16 protein-coding genes are annotated in these 17,199 nt (G+C 40.0%); all 16 read left to right on the forward strand.

Annotated elements, in window-relative coordinates; translation table 11 throughout:
- The first annotated feature begins 31 nt into the window (after window positions 1–31).
- The 16 genes from LXM54_RS00280 (at window position 32) to greA (ending at window position 17,170) form a co-directional block, all read left to right on the forward strand.
- The gene (locus LXM54_RS00280; RefSeq protein ID WP_233313052.1) at window positions 32–1,186 is read left to right on the forward strand and encodes a cysteine desulfurase family protein; all 1,155 of its coding nucleotides are present in this window, start codon (window positions 32–34) and stop codon (window positions 1,184–1,186) included.
- A gap of 58 nt (window positions 1,187–1,244) precedes the next feature.
- The gene (mnmA, locus tag LXM54_RS00285) at window positions 1,245–2,360 is read left to right on the forward strand and encodes a tRNA 2-thiouridine(34) synthase MnmA (protein WP_233313053.1); all 1,116 of its coding nucleotides are present in this window, start codon (window positions 1,245–1,247) and stop codon (window positions 2,358–2,360) included.
- Window positions 2,361–2,505: 145 nt separating this feature from the next.
- Window positions 2,506–3,153 carry a tetratricopeptide repeat protein gene (locus LXM54_RS00290; RefSeq protein ID WP_233313054.1) on the forward strand — a complete coding sequence of 216 codons (648 nt, stop codon included), beginning with the start codon at window positions 2,506–2,508 and terminating at the stop codon, window positions 3,151–3,153.
- A 38-nt stretch (window positions 3,154–3,191) separates the two neighbouring features.
- Entirely contained in the window at window positions 3,192–5,606 is a 2,415-nt protein-coding gene (gene recD2, locus LXM54_RS00295) for an SF1B family DNA helicase RecD2 (RefSeq protein ID WP_233313055.1), read from the forward strand.
- A gap of 247 nt (window positions 5,607–5,853) precedes the next feature.
- Window positions 5,854–6,042 carry a hypothetical protein gene (locus LXM54_RS00300; protein ID WP_233313056.1) on the forward strand — a complete coding sequence of 63 codons (189 nt, stop codon included), beginning with the start codon at window positions 5,854–5,856 and terminating at the stop codon, window positions 6,040–6,042.
- A gap of 84 nt (window positions 6,043–6,126) precedes the next feature.
- The gene (locus tag LXM54_RS00305; RefSeq protein WP_233313057.1) at window positions 6,127–7,194 is read left to right on the forward strand and encodes an AI-2E family transporter; all 1,068 of its coding nucleotides are present in this window, start codon (window positions 6,127–6,129) and stop codon (window positions 7,192–7,194) included.
- Window positions 7,195–7,570: 376 nt separating this feature from the next.
- The gene (alaS, locus tag LXM54_RS00310) at window positions 7,571–10,204 is read left to right on the forward strand and encodes an alanine--tRNA ligase (protein ID WP_233313058.1); all 2,634 of its coding nucleotides are present in this window, start codon (window positions 7,571–7,573) and stop codon (window positions 10,202–10,204) included.
- A gap of 70 nt (window positions 10,205–10,274) precedes the next feature.
- Complete coding sequence (locus LXM54_RS00315) at window positions 10,275–10,541, forward strand: IreB family regulatory phosphoprotein (protein WP_127737353.1); 267 nt, start codon at window positions 10,275–10,277, stop codon at window positions 10,539–10,541.
- 4 nt (window positions 10,542–10,545) lie between these two features.
- Window positions 10,546–10,962 carry a Holliday junction resolvase RuvX gene (gene ruvX / locus LXM54_RS00320; RefSeq protein ID WP_233313059.1) on the forward strand — a complete coding sequence of 139 codons (417 nt, stop codon included), beginning with the start codon at window positions 10,546–10,548 and terminating at the stop codon, window positions 10,960–10,962.
- Between the two features lie 13 nt (window positions 10,963–10,975).
- Window positions 10,976–11,266 carry a DUF1292 domain-containing protein gene (locus LXM54_RS00325; protein WP_233313060.1) on the forward strand — a complete coding sequence of 97 codons (291 nt, stop codon included), beginning with the start codon at window positions 10,976–10,978 and terminating at the stop codon, window positions 11,264–11,266.
- 284 nt (window positions 11,267–11,550) lie between these two features.
- Window positions 11,551–12,651, forward strand: a complete 1,101-nt coding sequence (gene mltG / locus LXM54_RS00330; protein WP_233314699.1) for an endolytic transglycosylase MltG — start codon at window positions 11,551–11,553, stop codon at window positions 12,649–12,651.
- 238 nt (window positions 12,652–12,889) lie between these two features.
- The gene (locus LXM54_RS00335; protein WP_442780423.1) at window positions 12,890–13,537 is read left to right on the forward strand and encodes an O-methyltransferase; all 648 of its coding nucleotides are present in this window, start codon (window positions 12,890–12,892) and stop codon (window positions 13,535–13,537) included.
- Window positions 13,538–13,540: 3 nt separating this feature from the next.
- Window positions 13,541–14,470, forward strand: coding sequence for a peptidase U32 family protein (locus LXM54_RS00340; RefSeq protein WP_233313062.1), 930 nt, complete (start codon window positions 13,541–13,543; stop codon window positions 14,468–14,470).
- A gap of 21 nt (window positions 14,471–14,491) precedes the next feature.
- Complete coding sequence (locus LXM54_RS00345; RefSeq protein ID WP_233313063.1) at window positions 14,492–15,760, forward strand: peptidase U32 family protein; 1,269 nt, start codon at window positions 14,492–14,494, stop codon at window positions 15,758–15,760.
- 3 nt (window positions 15,761–15,763) lie between these two features.
- The gene (udk, locus tag LXM54_RS00350) at window positions 15,764–16,399 is read left to right on the forward strand and encodes a uridine kinase (protein ID WP_233313064.1); all 636 of its coding nucleotides are present in this window, start codon (window positions 15,764–15,766) and stop codon (window positions 16,397–16,399) included.
- 294 nt (window positions 16,400–16,693) lie between these two features.
- Complete coding sequence (gene greA / locus LXM54_RS00355) at window positions 16,694–17,170, forward strand: transcription elongation factor GreA (RefSeq protein ID WP_233313065.1); 477 nt, start codon at window positions 16,694–16,696, stop codon at window positions 17,168–17,170.
- The last annotated feature ends 29 nt before the right edge of the window (window positions 17,171–17,199 follow it).

Consider the following 17,199-nt stretch of genomic DNA (forward strand, 5'->3'; position numbering starts at 1 on the left):
ATTTAGAATAAAACTTTAGTAGGTGAAGAAGTTGGAACATATATATGTGGATCATGCGGCAACGTCGCCGATGCATCCTAAGGTTATCGAAAGAATGCATGAAGTGATGCAATCGATTTATGGAAATCCTTCAAGCATTCACACATTTGGAAGACAGGCCCGAAAGATTATTGATAATGCCAGAGCCAGCCTTGCATCAAGCATAGGAGCGCAAGAGTCGGAAATCATTATCACAAGCGGCGGGACAGAAGCGGATAACCACGCAATATTTGGAGTGGCTGAAAGCTATCAACATCTTGGGAAACATATCATAACAACAGAAATTGAACATCACGCAGTTTTGCATGCATGTGAGGAGCTGGCGAAAAAAGGTTTTGATGTTACCTATCTTCCTGTTAATGAATTTGGTGTGATTGATCTTGATGTGTTGAAAAAGGAATTGCGAGACGATACTATACTTGTGACAATTATGTATGGAAACAATGAAGTTGGCGCAATCCAGCCTATTGCTGAAATAGGAGAAGTCCTAAAAGACCATCAGGCCCTTTTCCATACAGATGCTGTCCAAGCTTACGGTATGGAGGAAATTGATGTGAAGAAGCAGCATATCAATCTTCTGTCCGTTTCTTCTCATAAAATCAATGGCCCTAAAGGAATTGGTTTCCTTTATATTGAAAATGGCATTCAGCTTTCACCACGCTTATTTGGCGGTGAACAGGAAAGAAAGCGTAGAGCTGGTACGGAAAATGTTCCAGCAGTAGCAGGCTTTCAACTGGCCGCAGAAATCGCCATTTCTGAGAGACAGGAAAAAAAGCAAAAGTATGAAAGCTTTAAAAAAACGCTTGTTCAAACATTGGAAGAAAATAAAATTGAGTTTGTGCAAAACGGATTAGTTGAAAATATGCTGCCACATGTTTTAAACTTAAGCTTTCCTGGAACAAATGTAGAGGCACTGCTCGTAAATCTAGATTTGGCAGGCATTGCTGCTTCAAGCGGTTCTGCTTGTACAGCAGGCTCTATCGATCCTTCCCATGTACTCGTAAGCATGTTTGGCGAGAACTCAGAAAGGACGAAGAACTCTATTCGATTTAGCTTCGGGTTATACAATACAGAAGAACAGATCAAAAAGGTCGGATCTGAGCTGTCTAAAATCGTGCAAAGATTAACAGGCAATAAGCTTATCTGACTAGCTTGAACTGTATTCTTCCAAATAGATAGGACTATGGAATACAGGGGGGAATGAAATGGAAAAAGCACCAAAAGATACACGCGTAGTTGTCGGCATGTCAGGTGGAGTCGATTCCTCTGTTGCTGCACTGCTTTTAAAAGAGCAAGGCTATGACGTTATCGGCATATTTATGAAAAACTGGGATGATACAGACGAATTCGGCGTCTGCACAGCAACAGAGGACTATGAGGATGTTATCCGTGTCTGCAATCAACTGGGTATCCCTTATTATGCGGTCAATTTTGAAAAGCAATATTGGGATAAAGTATTCACTTACTTCCTTGATGAATATAAGGCAGGAAGAACGCCAAACCCTGACGTTATGTGCAACAAAGAAATCAAGTTCAAGGCGTTTTTAGAGCATGCAATGAGTCTTGGCGCAGATTATTTGGCTACAGGGCATTATGCGCAAGTTGTCAGAGAAGATGGCAAAGTCCGCATGCTGCGCGGCAAGGACGAAAATAAAGATCAAACGTATTTCCTTAACCAATTGACAGAAGAGCAGTTAAGCAAGGTTATGTTCCCAATTGGCGGGATGGAAAAATCAAAGGTGCGGGAGCTGGCTGCTAAAGCGAACTTAGCGACGGCAACGAAAAAGGACAGCACAGGTATCTGCTTTATCGGCGAACGGAACTTTAAGGAGTTCTTGAGCGGTTACTTGCCTGCACAAAAAGGAAATATGGAAACATTCGATGGCAAGGTTGTTGGTAAACACGATGGTTTAATGTACTATACAATCGGGCAAAGACACGGTCTTGGCATCGGCGGAAGCGGTGATCCTTGGTTCGTTATCGGCAAAGACTTGCAAAGAAATGTGCTGTATGTAGGTCAAGGGTTCCATCATGATATGCTTTACTCTGACAGCATTATTGCTGATAATGTGAGCTGGGTTTCTAATGATTCAACTCCAAAAACATTCGAATGTACAGCTAAATTCCGCTATCGTCAACCAGATAATAAAGTGACAGTGGAACTGCTCGATGATTCGAAAGTGAAAGTAACTTTCCATGAACCAATTCGTGCAGTTACGCCAGGACAAGCAGTTGTCTTCTATCAAGGAGAAGAATGCCTTGGCGGCGGAACAATAGATAAAGTGTACCGCAACAACGAGCAATTAACATATGTAGGCTGATAAAAAAAGAGAAACTTGCTGCTTTTCCTTTGGAATTAAGCAGCTGTTTCTCTTTTTTTTAAGAAAGAAATGCAGAGTGAATTGGAAGATTTCCATTAGGCTAAAATATGCTATACTTTTAGTGAGAAACGGAGTGTGTTTATAAGTGGAGACAAATCAATTAGGAATTAAATATATGCAAGAAGGCAAATTTGAAGAAGCAGCAAAAGTGTTTATGGAAGAAATTGAAAAGAACCCTGCTAACGCAGTATCATATGTTAACTTTGGAAATGTGCTGTCAGCGTTGGGTGATTTAAGCAGAGCTGTTTCCTTCTATGAAAAAGCGATAGAAATTGATCCAGATATGGCCGCAGCTTACTATAGTGCAGGAACAGTCTATTTTGAACAGGAGGAGCTTGAGTCTGCTAAAGCGATGTTCGAGACAGCACTTGAGAAAGGACTCGAATCGAGTGACAACTATTTCATGCTGGGCATGACATATATTGGGTTGGAAAAATCGATTCTTGCTATTCCCTTTCTGCATCGTGCCGTTGAGCTGAACAGTGAGGATGCAGAAGCATTGTTCCAGCTTGGTTTATGCCTTGCGCAAGGGGAATATATTGATGAAGCAATGGAGAAATTTACAAGCTGCATTGAGTTAGACCCAGAGCATGCAGATGCTTATTATAATCTTGGTGTTGCATATGGATTTAAGGAACAGGAAGAAAAAGCGCTTGAGATGTTTAACAAAGCATTGGAAATTCAGCCTGATCATCAGCTGGCTCAAATGGGAAAACAAATTCTCGGAGGCTGATGGTATTTTAAAAAATTTAAAAGAGGGGGGAGAAAAAATTGGAAGAGCAAAATTCACTGGATCTTTTCGAGGAGCAGGGTAAGTATGTGAAGGGGCGCCATCTTGTCACGATATTTCACAACGAAGATAATCTTTATACCGTGCTCAGGATAAGGGTAGATGAAACGAATGACAGCTATGAAGATAAGGAAGCCGTTGTCACAGGATATTTGCCGAAGATGCATGAAAATGATACATATACATTCTTTGGTGAATTTAAAGACCATCCCCGCTTTGGACTCCAATTCCAGGTCTCCTCTTTCCGAAAAGAGATGCCGCAGACAAAACAAGGGGTTATCACCTATCTGTCTAGTGAGCTATTTAAAGGAATCGGCCAGAAAACAGCAGAGAACATCGTGGACACTTTAGGGGAAAATGCCATCTCTAAAATTTTGAATGAACCATCTTTGCTTGATACTGTTCCCAAACTTCCTCCAGACAAGGCGAAGCTTCTTTATGATACGCTCATGCAGAATCAAGGGCTGGAGCAGGCGATGATATCGTTGAATCAGTATGGTTTCGGGCCGCAGCTATCCATGAAAATTTACCAGACTTATAAGGAAAACACATTGGAGGTTATCCAGTCCAACCCTTATAAGCTTGTAGAGGATGTAGAAGGAATCGGTTTTGGTAAAGCAGATGACTTAGGCTTTCAGATTGGCCTAATTGGCAGCCATCCTGACAGAATTAAAGCAGGCTGCCTCTATGTGCTCGAGCTTGGCAGCAGCCAGGAGGGACATGTCTACCTGGAAGCAGAATATGTGCTGAACAGAGTAAAGGATCTTCTCGAGGAAAATAAACAGGAGCAAGTAGACTTTTCAGCTATTGCAGACCAGCTTGTCTTGCTTCAGGAAGAAAAGAAAATCATCGTCGAAGATAAGAAGATTTTCCTGCCTTCCCTTTATTACTCAGAAAAAGGCCTTGTCCGGCATATTAAAAGAGTGATGGAACAGAAGGAATACGAAGATCAGTTTCCAGAATCGGAATTTTTGCTTGCGCTCGGAAATTTAGAAGACAGGCTTGGAGTTCAATATGCACCATCACAAAGGGAAGCCATCCAAACAGCACTGATGGCGCCGATGCTTATGCTGACAGGCGGACCGGGGACAGGGAAAACCACGGTTATAAAAGGGATTGTAGAGCTTTATGGTGAACTGCATGGCTGCAGCCTTGATCCGAAGGATTACAAAAAGGAAGAGCCTTTTCCTTTTATTTTAGCGGCTCCCACAGGAAGAGCGGCTAAAAGGATGACAGAATCGACTGGTTTACCTGCTGTCACCATTCATCGTCTGTTAGGCTGGAACGGAAGCGGCGGTTTTGACAAGGACGAGGAGAATCCTCTTGAAGGAAAAATCATTATTGTTGATGAAACCTCCATGGTTGATATTTGGCTAGCTTTTCAGCTGTTTAAAGCATTGCCAGCCAATATTCAAGTCATTCTTGTCGGAGATGAAGACCAGCTTCCGTCTGTTGGACCAGGCCAGGTGCTGAAGGATTTGCTGGCATCAAGCTGCATTCCGACAGTCCGGCTTTCTGATATTTACAGGCAGAGTGAAGGTTCTTCTATCATTGAACTTGCTCATGAGATAAAGGACGGCAGATTGCCAAGTAATTTAACTCAGCAGCAAACAGACAGGTCCTTCATTAAATGTGCCTCTGGACAAATAGCACAGGCTATTGAGAAGGTTGTCCTCAACGCGAAGAAAAAGGGCTATGCGCCAATGGATATTCAAGTTCTGGCACCGATGTACAGAGGCCCTGCAGGAATAGACCGGCTCAATGTCATTCTCCAGGAAATATTGAACCCAAATCCAGATGGAACACGTAAGGAATTGAAGTTCGGCGATGTTAAATACCGAATTGGCGATAAGGTGCTGCAACTCGTTAATCAGCCAGAAAACAATGTCTATAATGGAGATATGGGAGAAATTGTATCCATCTTTTATGCAAAGGAAAATACAGAAAAACAAGACATGGTTATTGTCTCCTTCGATGGAATTGAAGCAACTTATACTAGGCAGGATTTAAATCAAATTACCCATGCTTATTGCTGTTCTGTTCATAAGTCCCAAGGTAGTGAATTTCCAATTGTTATTATGCCGATTGTAAAAAGCTACTATAGGATGCTGCGGAGAAACTTAATATATACCGGCATTACAAGAAGTAAACAATTTTTAATATTGCTTGGCGAAGTGGATGCGATGGAAATAGGGGTAGGCCGAAATGATGAGCTGAACCGCCAAACTTCCCTGCAGGAAAAGCTGAAAGAAGTCTTTTCGCAAAGTGATGCAGATATCGAGGCAGCAGAAGAAGATGTTTCCTTGTTTTACAGTGATCGGATAATGGAAATTGATCCGCTTATCGGAATGGAGAATGTCACTCCATATGATTTTATGCCAGCTCAAGAAAGCTGACACAATAAACGATTAGTGGAAATGTTTGTATCACATTGTTTTTATATAAAGAAGCAAGCTATAGATGTCATTCTAAAGGAATGGCATCTGTTTTTTTTTTGAGAAGAAAACAGCATTAAAAAGCCGGCTCCTATAAAAAAAGCAATGAGATGTTTATTTATGGTATGAATTGGACACACTGGAAACACCAGTGACAACCATTTTGAGAAATGGCTGTCTATAAACTTATTGTTAGAGGTGTTTTCAGATGTTAGTCTGTCCAAATTGCCAAAGCAAAGATATCGGGAAAATTGGAATCAGCCAGTATTATTGCTGGAACTGTTTTATTGAGCTGTCATTAGTAAAAGGGGTTATCCATACACATCAAGTGGAAGAGGATGGAAGCCTTAGTTCATTAGATGACTTGTTCGAGGAAGACAATCGCAGATACAGTTAAGAAATCAGGAGGCGTGTAATTCGCCTCCTTTATTTGTATAAATTACCTCCTTTTCACACAAATTATGGGTGGGAGGAGTGTAGAATGGAAATAAGAGTCAAGTGGTATTATCGCTTAGCATTTACACTATTGCTGTTTATTGTAGTTTTTATCTTTTTTAAATTATCTCCAATTTGGACTCCAATCTTGCAGCTGTTGATGAAGGTGATATTTCCTTTCGTCCTTGGTGCATTTATTACCTATTTGCTTCATCCGATTGTTGAAAAAATCCACGAAATGGGACTGCATCGCGGCCTTGCTGTGGCATTTATATATATCCTCTTTTTTGGAGGAGTCGGCTATGGACTTTATAAGTGCATTCCGATTTTCATTGAGCAGATGAGAGAGCTGACAGAAAATGCGCCAGAGCTTGCAAACCAGTACAGAAGCTGGATTGACTATATACAAGAGCGAACAAGGGCATGGCCTGATAATTTGCAGACGAAGGTTGATAAAGGGATTGAATCTTTTGAAGTTAAGCTGGATGGATTGCTGACAAAGCTTATTAAAGGTATCATGGGTTTTGTTAATTCATTCGTAATTATGATGTTAATACCGTTTATTTCTTTTTACATGTTAAAGGATATTGAAGCAGTAAAAAGAGCGGCCTTGCTTTTAACTCCTAACAAATGGCGTGAAAGCAGTGTTTTATTTTTGAAGGATGTAAATCAGTCTTTGGGCAGCTATATAAGAGGACAGCTGCTAGTTTGTTTTATCATTGGCAGTCTATCATCGATTTCCTTTTATTTTTTTGATTTAAAGTACCCGCTAGTATTAGGAATAATCATCGGAATTACCAATGTTATTCCTTACTTCGGACCCATAATAGGGGCAATTCCAGCCGTTATAATTGCAAGTACAATGTCTGTTAAAATGCTGATCATTGTTGTTATCATCATTGTAGTGCTGCAGTTTTTGGAAGGTAACATCCTTTCGCCCTTTATTGTTGGGAAAAGCTTGCATATGCATCCTCTATTTATTATGTTTGCCCTGCTCCTTGGTGGAGAGGTAGGCGGTATTGTCGGAATGGTAGTAGCAGTTCCTGTCCTTTCTATTTTGAAAGTAGCAATCATGCATTTGCACGTTCATTTTGGAAAAACCACTAATCCTTAGCATTCTTAAGTGATTCACATGTTGACAATTGCAGAGAAAAATCAGTATAATTCGAGAGAAGAACATAGTGACAAAATGATGATAGAATCAAGTAGATTATAGTCCACTTTAGGCGTATGCTAAATAGAGAGGTGTTCCCGTGGCTGAAAGGAACATAAGTGAAGGATAGTCGAAAGCTAATTCTTGAATGCAGTTAATACCTGCCGTCCATCCGCGTTAAGGAGATTTGAGAAATGGCAGTGTTTTGCCATAAATCAGGGTGGTACCACGAGCATACTTTCGTCCCTGTCCAGGGATGGGGGTTTTTTTTATGCTTTAAAATTATTACTCCTAATCAATATTTAAGGAGTCATACATAGAAGGAGGCAAACTTTTTATGAAAGTATTAACAGGGGCAGAAATTAGAAGAAAGTTCCTTGATTTTTTCCAAGAAAAAGGGCATAGTGTGGAACCTAGTGCATCATTAGTTCCTCATGAAGATCCTTCTTTGCTTTGGATCAACAGCGGTGTTGCAACATTGAAAAAATATTTCGATGGCCGTGTAATCCCGGAAAATCCGCGAATTACAAATGCACAAAAATCAATTCGCACAAATGATATTGAGAATGTCGGAAAAACCGCAAGGCACCAAACATTCTTTGAAATGCTTGGAAACTTCTCAATTGGAGATTATTTCAAAGAGGAAGCAATTGATTGGGCTTGGGAGTTTTTAACAGACGACAAGTGGATTGGTTTTGACAAAGAGAAACTATCTGTCACAGTGCATCCTGAGGATGAAGAAGCATATGCGTTATGGCGCGACAAAATAGGGATTCCTGAAAGCCGCATTATTCGTTTAGAAGGAAACTTTTGGGATATCGGGGAAGGTCCAAGTGGGCCGAATACAGAGATTTTCTATGATCGTGGTCCAGAATACGGAAATGATTTAAATGACCCAGAACTATATCCAGGCGGCGAAAATGACCGTTATTTAGAAGTATGGAATCTTGTTTTCTCTGAATTTAACCATAATCCAGATGGAACATACACACCACTTCCAAAGAAAAATATTGATACAGGGATGGGACTTGAGCGCATGGCTTCTGTTGTGCAAAATGTTCCAACCAATTTTGATACAGATCTTTTTACACCAATTATTGCGGCAACAGCACAAATTGCTGATGTGAAATATGGTGCAGATAAGGAAACAGATGAAGCATTTAAGGTAATTGCTGACCATATTCGTACAGTTGCATTCGCAGTAGGTGACGGAGCATTGCCTTCTAATGAGGGCAGAGGATATGTTTTAAGAAGATTGCTGCGCAGAGCTGTCCGCTATGCGAAAAAGATCAATATCCACCGCCCGTTCATGTTTGAGCTAGTACCTGTTGTTGGTGAAATCATGTTTGATTACTATCCGACAGTGAAAGAGAAAGCCGACTTTATTCAAAAAGTAATGAAGAGCGAAGAAGAGCGCTTCCATGAGACGTTGAATGAAGGTCTCTCCATTCTTGGGGAAGTAATGGAAAAGGCGAAGAAGTCTAACAGCTTGGTTATTTCAGGTGAAGATGTATTCCGTCTTTATGACACATATGGTTTCCCTGTAGAATTGACAGAGGAATATGCAGAAGAGCAAGGCATGAAAATTGACCATGAAGGCTTTGAGAAAGAAATGGAAAGCCAGCGTGACCGAGCTCGTAAGGCACGTCAAGAAGTGGGAAGCATGCAAGTTCAATCGAGTGTTCTTGGGGAAATCAAAGTGGAAAGTGAATTCGTTGGCTATCAATCTCTAACTGCTTCTGCTGTTGTATCTGCTTTGCTAGTAGATGGAGAGGTAGTAGAGAAAGCAGAAGAAGGCCAAGAAATCCAGTTCATTTTGGATAAGACACCATTCTATGCGGAAAGCGGCGGACAAATTGCAGACGCTGGAACCATTTCATCAGAAGCAGTTACTATTTTGGTCCAAGATGTTCAAAAAGCACCAAACGGACAAAACCTGCACCGAGGCATCGTGCAATCAGGTGTTATAACAGTTAATGACGAAGTGGAAGCTGCTGTTGACAGAAGCAACCGTTCAAAAATCGTTAAAAACCATACGGCAACACATTTGCTTCATCAAGCATTAAAGGATGTGCTTGGAACGCATGTTAACCAAGCAGGTTCTCTAGTACAAACAGACCGTTTGCGTTTTGACTTCTCTCATTTCGGGCAAATTACAGCAGAAGAGCTTGAAAAAATTGAAAAAATCGTTAATGAAAAAATTTGGGAAAGTATTGCTGTTCAAATTGATTATAAAGATATCGAGGAAGCAAAAGCGATGGGAGCAATGGCTTTATTCGGCGAAAAATACGGAAAAGTTGTTCGTGTTGTTCAAGTTGGCGATTACAGCCTTGAGCTATGCGGTGGGTGTCATGTTGATAACACATCCACAATCGGTTTGTTCAAAATAATTTCAGAAGCTGGTATTGGTGCAGGTACAAGAAGGATCGAAGCTGTAACAGGACAAGCCGCTTACCAGCAGTTGACAGATCAGCTTAACATCTTGAAGGATGCAGCAAGCAAGCTGAAAACAAACCCGAAAGATGTCGGCACTAGAATTGAGACAATTCAAGCAGAGCTGAAACAGCTTCAGCGTGAAAACGAGTCGCTTGCAGCAAAACTAAGCAACATTGAAGCAGGCAACCTAGTTGACCAAGTAAAAGACGTTAATGGAGTTAATGTTCTTACAGCAAGCATTAAAGGTGTGGACATGAACAACTTGCGCACAATGGCTGATGACTTGAAGCAAAAGCTTGATTCTGGAATCATTGTTCTTGGCAGCGTAAATGAAGATAAAGTAAACTTAATTGCTGCTGTTACGAAAGACTTGATGGACAAAGGTTACCATGCTGGTAAGATCATCAAAGAAGTGGCAACACGCTGCGGCGGTGGCGGCGGAGGACGTCCGGACATGGCTCAAGCTGGCGGAAAAGACCCTCAAAAATTGCAAGAAGCGCTAAACTATGTTGAGGAATATATCAAATCCATTTGATAATGTGGGCAAGTAGTGTAAAATGTAGGTATCAATTAACAGAATCTGTCTGAAAATAGGGGTGTTGTAAATGAGCTCATTCGACAAAACAATGAGATTCAATTTTCCTGAAGAACCATATGAACATGACGTAAAAGAAGTGTTGAATCAAGTATATGATGCTCTTCAAGAAAAAGGCTATAACCCAATTAATCAAATTGTCGGTTATCTACTTTCAGGAGACCCTGCATACATCCCGCGCCATATGGATGCACGAAATATTATGCGCAAACTAGAGCGTGACGAGATTATTGAAGAGCTTGTTAAGTTCTACTTAAAACAGCAGCGAGAGGATTAAAGAAATGCGAACAATGGGCTTGGATGTAGGCTCAAAAACGGTAGGGGTTTCAATTAGTGATGCTTTTGGGTGGACAGCCCAAGGCATTGAAACTGTAAAAATCGACGAAGAGAAACAAGAATTCGGATTAGACCGTTTAGGAGTATTGATTGTTGAGCATGATGTAAGTAAAATAGTGGTTGGCCTTCCAAAAAACATGAATGGCAGCATCGGCTTTCGCGGTGAAGCAAGCCAACATTTCGGCAAGCTTCTTGAAGAAAGATTCGGTCTACCAGTTGTATTTTGGGATGAGCGACTGACGACGATGGCTGCTGAAAGAGTCCTTCTTGAAGCAGATGTCAGCAGAAAAAAAAGGAAAAAAGTAATTGATAAGATGGCAGCATCTATGATATTACAAGGCTATTTAGATAGCCAGAAATGATGAGGTGAAAGTAATGGAACACGGAGAAACTAATACAATTACAGTAGTGGACGAGCAAGGAAACGAACAATTATGCGAAATTTTGTTCACATTTGAATCAGATGAATTTGGAAAATCATATGTTCTTTATTACCCAATCGGGGAAGATGACGGTGAAGACGACGAAATCGACATTCATGCATCTTCATTTATCCCGAACGAAGAAACTGGCGATGGTGAGCTATCTCCTATCGAAACAGATGAAGAGTGGGATTTAGTAGAGGAAATGCTTAACACATTCCTTGCTAACGAAGAAGAAGAATAAGAAACAGATGGGGGACAGCAATGGTGCTGTCCCTTTTTTTATGCTTGAAAACGGTCGTGGACAATGGCATAAATATGGAGGGTTTTGTTTGTGGATATTATTTCCAAACACTATTCTCCGATAGTAAAATAGACTTCATTCGCTATTTTTTTCACTTTCTTTGTTAGAATATAGTATAATTAGTCGAGATATGGTTTTATTATAGGTAATACATACCCGGTTTTAGGAGGGAAAGATAATTGTCAATAAAAGAGGGGAATAATGAAGGAAAAAATAAAAAAGAAATGTTTTTTGAGAAGATAGCGGAAAGACGAAATGAAGCAAAAACAATCAGGAGATTCGTTGGCTTAACCATTCTCGTACTTGCTGTCGTAATTGCAGCTGTGTCACTAACCAGTTATTTTTATATTAAATCAAGCTTAGAACCAGTGGACCCTGGCAGCAAAAAAGAAATCATTGTTGATATTCCAATCGGTTCAAGTGTCTCCTATATAGCTCAGACGTTAGAGGACAGCGGACTTGTTAAAAACGCGCGAGTATTTAAATACTATGTAAAGTTTAAAAACGAATCAGAGTTCATGGCAGGGGAGTATCATATGAATCCCTCGATGACTTTCCAGGAAATCATCGAAAGCTTAAAGACTGGTAGAATCATGCAGGAGCCGGTATTTACTATGACGATACCGGAGGGTAAACAGCTTGACGAGATAGCAGCTGTGATAGCTGATAAGACAAAGCAGCCTGAGAAGGAAGTTTTCAAAAGTTTAAATGATGAAAAGTTCATTCAGTCATTAATGGAAAAGTATCCGTCCATTTTGACAACAGAGGTTTGGGCTAAAGATATTAAGTATCCATTAGAAGGATATCTTTTCCCTGCTACGTATGCTTTCTACAAAAAGGACCCTAGCCTCGATGAGATTGTTTCTACCATGCTTGATAAGACGCAAAGCGTTGTGGAGAAGTACAGGCAGGATATTGAAAGAGAAGATATGACTGTTCATCAATTCTTGACTATGTCATCCTTGATTGAAGAGGAAGCAACAGAAAAGGCAGACAGAGATAAAATTGCGAGTGTGTTTTATAACCGCATAGATGAAGGAATGCCGCTGCAAACAGATCCGACGGTCCTGTATGCACAAGGCAAACATAAAGCAAGAGTCACATACAAGGATTTAGAAGTAGATTCTCCGTATAATACGTATAAAAATAAAGGGTTGACGCCAGGGCCTATCTCCAATTCAGGTACGATGTCCATGGAAGCAGCGCTTCATCCAGCTGATACCGACTTTTTATACTTCCTGGCATCCAGTGATGGAACTGTATATTTTTCGAGCACACTTGATGAGCATAACTCATTAAAGGCAAAATATATTACAAATAATTAAAACGATGTGGGGAGAGCATGATTAATTAGCTTTCCCCAGCGTTTTATGTTAAAATAGTACAAGTGTTTTTAAACAGGAACAAGTTATACGTAATTAACAAATTTGGCATACACCGCAAAGTTAGGTTCTTAATAAAAGAAGCTAACATTTTTCAGGTGGAGGGAAACAATTCCTGAAAATTTAGCCAATTAAAAAGAGACATTCAGTAACGTCTGGCAAATGTAAATAGAGGTGAATTCTGTTGCAGAATGAAGAACAAGTGCTGAAATATATCGAGAATTTAATTCCAGATAGAAGTGAAGCCTTTTTAGGTATTGAAAAGTATGCTGAGGAAAATGAAGTCCCAATTATGGAGCTTGTAGGCATTGAAACATTGCTTCAGCTGTTAAGAATGCAGCAGCCCAAAAAAATTCTCGAAATTGGGACAGCGATAGGATATTCTGCACTGCGGATGGCAGACGCTTTGCCAGAATGCAAGATTGTATCCATTGAGCGTGATGAGGACCGATATAATGTGGCCTTATCCAATGTGGAGACATTGAACAAAAGCTCACAAGTTCACTTCATTAAGGGTGATGCGTTAGAAGTGGAGAATCTTGTGCAGGAGCACGGTCCTTTTGATGCCTTATTCATAGATGCTGCAAAAAGCCAATATCGGAAGTTTTTTGATATATACTCCAAGATGCTTTCCCCTGAAGGCGTGATTTTTACGGATAATATCTTATTCCACGGGCTTGTTGTGGAGGAAAATATAGACAGCCGGAATGTAAGGCAGCTTGTCCGAAAAATTAAGGATTTTAATCAATGGCTAATGCAGCATCCAGATTACCATACAGCAATACTGCCTGTTGGTGATGGATTAGCAATTAGCAAAAAGAGGAGATAAAAAATGAAAAAACCTGAATTGCTCGTTACACCAATTACGGTTGAAGACATTATTCCACTGATCGAAAGCGGAGCAGATGCCTTTGTGATCGGTGAACAGAAATTTGGATTGCGTTTAGCAGGAGAATTTAAGCGCGATGATGTAAAAAAAGCGATTGAACTTGCCCATGGACGAAACAAGAAGGTATATGTAGCTGTCAACGGTCTTTTTCACAATGAAAAAATAGATGACCTTTATGATTATATTGCTTTCTTAAGAGATGTGAATGCGGACAGCATTATTTTTGGTGATCCGGCAGTTCTTATGGTGGCGCGTGAAGTTGCCCCAGACATGAAACTGCATTGGAACACAGAAACCACTGGAACTAACTGGTATACTTGCAATTACTGGGGGAAAAAAGGTGCTAAACGAGCGGTGCTCGCACGGGAACTGAGCATGGATGCAATCATTGAGATGAAAGAGAATGCAGAAGTCGAATTGGAAATCCAAGTTCACGGCATGACGACAATGTTCCAATCAAAGCGTACCCTTTTAGGGCATTACTTCCAACATCAGGGCAAAGAGCAAGATATGGCCGATAAACAGAAAGACAGGGATTACTTCCTCCATGATAAAGAGAGAGAGAACAAGTATCCGATCTTTGAAGACGAAAACGGCACACATATTATGAGTCCTAATGATATTTGCATTGTTGATGAATTGCAGGAATTGATAGAAGCAGGCATCGATTCTTTTAAGATAGACGGTATTTTAAAGGATTCTGCTTATATTCAAAAAGTGACGAGCATTTATCATCGAGCAATAACGATGTTTGTAAATAATCCTGATCAGTACGATGAGGAAAAGGATAATCTACTAGCAGAAATTGAACAGATACAGCCGGCAAATAGACCGTTGGACACAGGATTTTTCTTTAAAGAAACAGTGTATTAATAATTAGGAGGAGTACAGACGATGACAGCAGTGAAAACACCTATCTCTGAAATTCGAGACGGTAAAAGAATCATTGTCAAAAAGCCGGAGCTTTTGGCGCCTGCAGGCAATCTTGAAAAATTGAAGATAGCCGTTGCTTATGGAGCTGATGCGGTTTTTATCGGAGGCCAAGAATATGGACTCCGTTCTAACGCTGGAAATTTCACTTTCGAGGAAATGAAAGAGGGAGTGGAATTTGCAAAAAACTATGATGCGAAAATATATGTAACAACAAATATTTTTGCGCATAATGAAAATATCGACGGACTGGAAGAATATCTGCTTGGATTAAAAGAAGCAGGCATTCACGGCATTATTGTTGCTGATCCGCTCATTATTGAAACATGCCGCAGAGTAGCACCTGAAATAGAAGTACACTTAAGCACACAGCAGTCTCTTTCCAACTGGAAAGCTGTTCAGTACTGGAAGGAAGAGGGCTTAGAAAGAGTTGTGCTTGCCCGTGAAACCAGTGCAGAAGAAATCCAGGAAATGAAAGAAAAAGTTGATATTGAAATCGAGACATTCATTCATGGAGCAATGTGTATTGCGTATTCTGGAAGATGCACACTAAGCAATCATATGACAGCAAGGGATTCTAACAGAGGCGGATGCTGTCAATCATGCCGTTGGGATTATGATCTGTACAGACTGGAAAACACAGAAGAAAAGCCGCTTTTCTCTGAAGAGGATGCACCTTTTGCGATGAGTCCTAAAGACCTTAAGCTCATTGAATCGATTCCCCGCATGATTGAACTGGGCATTGACAGTCTGAAAATTGAAGGTCGTATGAAATCTATTCACTACGTGGCAACAGTTGTCAGCGTGTACCGTAAAGTAATTGATGCTTACTGTGCTGATCCTGATAATTTTGTTATTGACGAAGAATGGCTGAAAGAGCTGGATAAATGTGCAAACAGAGAAACAGCACCAGCATTCTTTGAAGGGCAGCCAGGGTATAAAGAGCAAATGTTTGGTAATCATAGCAAAAAGACAACTTTTGATTTTGTTGGACTTGTTCTTGATTATGACAAAGAGGAAAAGATTGTAACGCTGCAGCAGCGCAACTTCTTTAAACCAGGACAGGAAGTAGAATTCTTCGGTCCAGAAATATCTAATTTTACGACAGTTATTGATACGATATGGGATGAAAAAGGCAATGAGCTTGATGCAGCCCGCCATCCGCTGCAAATTGTTAAATTTAAAGTGGATCACCCTGTATTTCCAAATAACATGATGAGAAAGGAGCTCTAAAGCATGCAGCGCAAACCAGTTGTAATTGGTGTCGCAGGTGGCTCCGGATCAGGAAAAACAAGCGTGACCAAAGCTATTTTTGAGCATTTTCAAGGACATTCCATCCTGATGATTGAACAGGATTATTATTATAAAGATCAATCACATCTTCCATTTGAAGAAAGACTAAAAACAAATTATGATCATCCGTTGGCATTTGATACAGAATTATTAATTGAACATATCCAAACATTGCTTAAGTATGAAAAAATCGATAAACCTGTATATAATTACGCCATGCATACGAGATCAGATGAGACAATACTTGTCGAACCTCGTGATGTTATTATTGTGGAAGGCATTCTTATTTTAGAGGATGAAAGACTTCGCAATCTAATGGACATGAAGCTGTACGTGGATACAGATGCAGATTTGCGCATTATTAGAAGGCTTGTTAGGGATATTCAAGACAGAGGTAGAACAATGGACTCTGTTATTGATCAGTATGTGAGTGTTGTAAGACCGATGCATAATCAATTTATTGAGCCGACAAAACGCTATGCTGATATCATCATTCCAGAAGGCGGTCAAAATCACGTTGCTATCGACTTAATGGTAACGAAGATACAGACGATTCTTGAGCAAAAATCGTTATTATAAGCTCTGTAATTTATTTTTTCCCGAGAGAAATGATAAGGTTTTTTAAAATCTTTGATTTTACCTTTTAACCCCTTTTATATAAAGGATTAGAGGCATTATTATTTCCCTAAAATAATGCATTTTAGGGAATAATTATTCTTTTTTTGAAAGAAAATGCTTTCTTTTTTTCGGAATACGTATTAAACTCATCCTATTAGTAATTTAGCTTGAGTTTACATCATCAACTTTAATACATACCATAAACCAACAATCAAAATATATAGATTGTGCTGGATACTTTAAGGAGTGAACATTTTGGCTATCGAAAAAGAATTTCCAATGACATTGGCTGGTAAAGAGAAACTGGAACAAGAACTAGAACAATTAAAAACGGTTAAACGTAAAGAAGTCGTTGAACGTATTAAAATAGCGCGCAGCTTCGGAGACTTATCAGAGAATTCGGAATATGATTCTGCGAAAGAAGAGCAAGCGTTTGTAGAAGGACGCATCACTACAATTGAAAACATGATCCGCAATGCGAAGATCATCTCAGAAGATGAATTAGATCGTGACACTGTTTCACTAGGTAGTTCTGTTACTTTCATTGAGCTTCCTGATGGTGACGAAGAAACATACACAATTGTGGGCAGTGCAGAAGCTGATCCGTTCGAAGGTAAAATCTCCAATGATTCACCGATCGCAAAAAGCCTAATCGGCAAAAAAGTCGGCGATAAAGTAGTTGTTCAAACACCTGGTGGAGAAATGAATGTAGAAATCGTTACAATTAAATAACAATTTCACGGTAATTGTTTGAAAAAAGG

It is taken from the genome of Bacillus sp. Au-Bac7 (genome assembly GCF_021341655.1).
In the GTDB taxonomy this organism is placed as follows: domain Bacteria; phylum Bacillota; class Bacilli; order Bacillales; family Cytobacillaceae; genus Niallia.

Bases quoted from the DNA above. Each gene is read 5' to 3' on its own strand.
- mnmA (WP_233313053.1), top strand. From the start codon at position 1,245: ATGGAAAAAGCACCAAAAGATACACGCGTAGTTGTCGGCATGTCAGGT.
- LXM54_RS00300 (WP_233313056.1), top strand. From the start codon at position 5,854: ATGTTAGTCTGTCCAAATTGCCAAAGCAAAGATATCGGGAAAATTGGA.
- LXM54_RS00305 (WP_233313057.1), top strand. From the start codon at position 6,127: ATGGAAATAAGAGTCAAGTGGTATTATCGCTTAGCATTTACACTATTG.
- alaS (WP_233313058.1), top strand. From the start codon at position 7,571: ATGAAAGTATTAACAGGGGCAGAAATTAGAAGAAAGTTCCTTGATTTT.
- LXM54_RS00315 (WP_127737353.1), top strand. From the start codon at position 10,275: ATGAGCTCATTCGACAAAACAATGAGATTCAATTTTCCTGAAGAACCA.
- ruvX (WP_233313059.1), top strand. From the start codon at position 10,546: ATGCGAACAATGGGCTTGGATGTAGGCTCAAAAACGGTAGGGGTTTCA.
- LXM54_RS00325 (WP_233313060.1), top strand. From the start codon at position 10,976: ATGGAACACGGAGAAACTAATACAATTACAGTAGTGGACGAGCAAGGA.
- mltG (WP_233314699.1), top strand. From the start codon at position 11,551: ATGTTTTTTGAGAAGATAGCGGAAAGACGAAATGAAGCAAAAACAATC.
- LXM54_RS00340 (WP_233313062.1), top strand. From the start codon at position 13,541: ATGAAAAAACCTGAATTGCTCGTTACACCAATTACGGTTGAAGACATT.
- LXM54_RS00345 (WP_233313063.1), top strand. From the start codon at position 14,492: ATGACAGCAGTGAAAACACCTATCTCTGAAATTCGAGACGGTAAAAGA.
- udk (WP_233313064.1), top strand. From the start codon at position 15,764: ATGCAGCGCAAACCAGTTGTAATTGGTGTCGCAGGTGGCTCCGGATCA.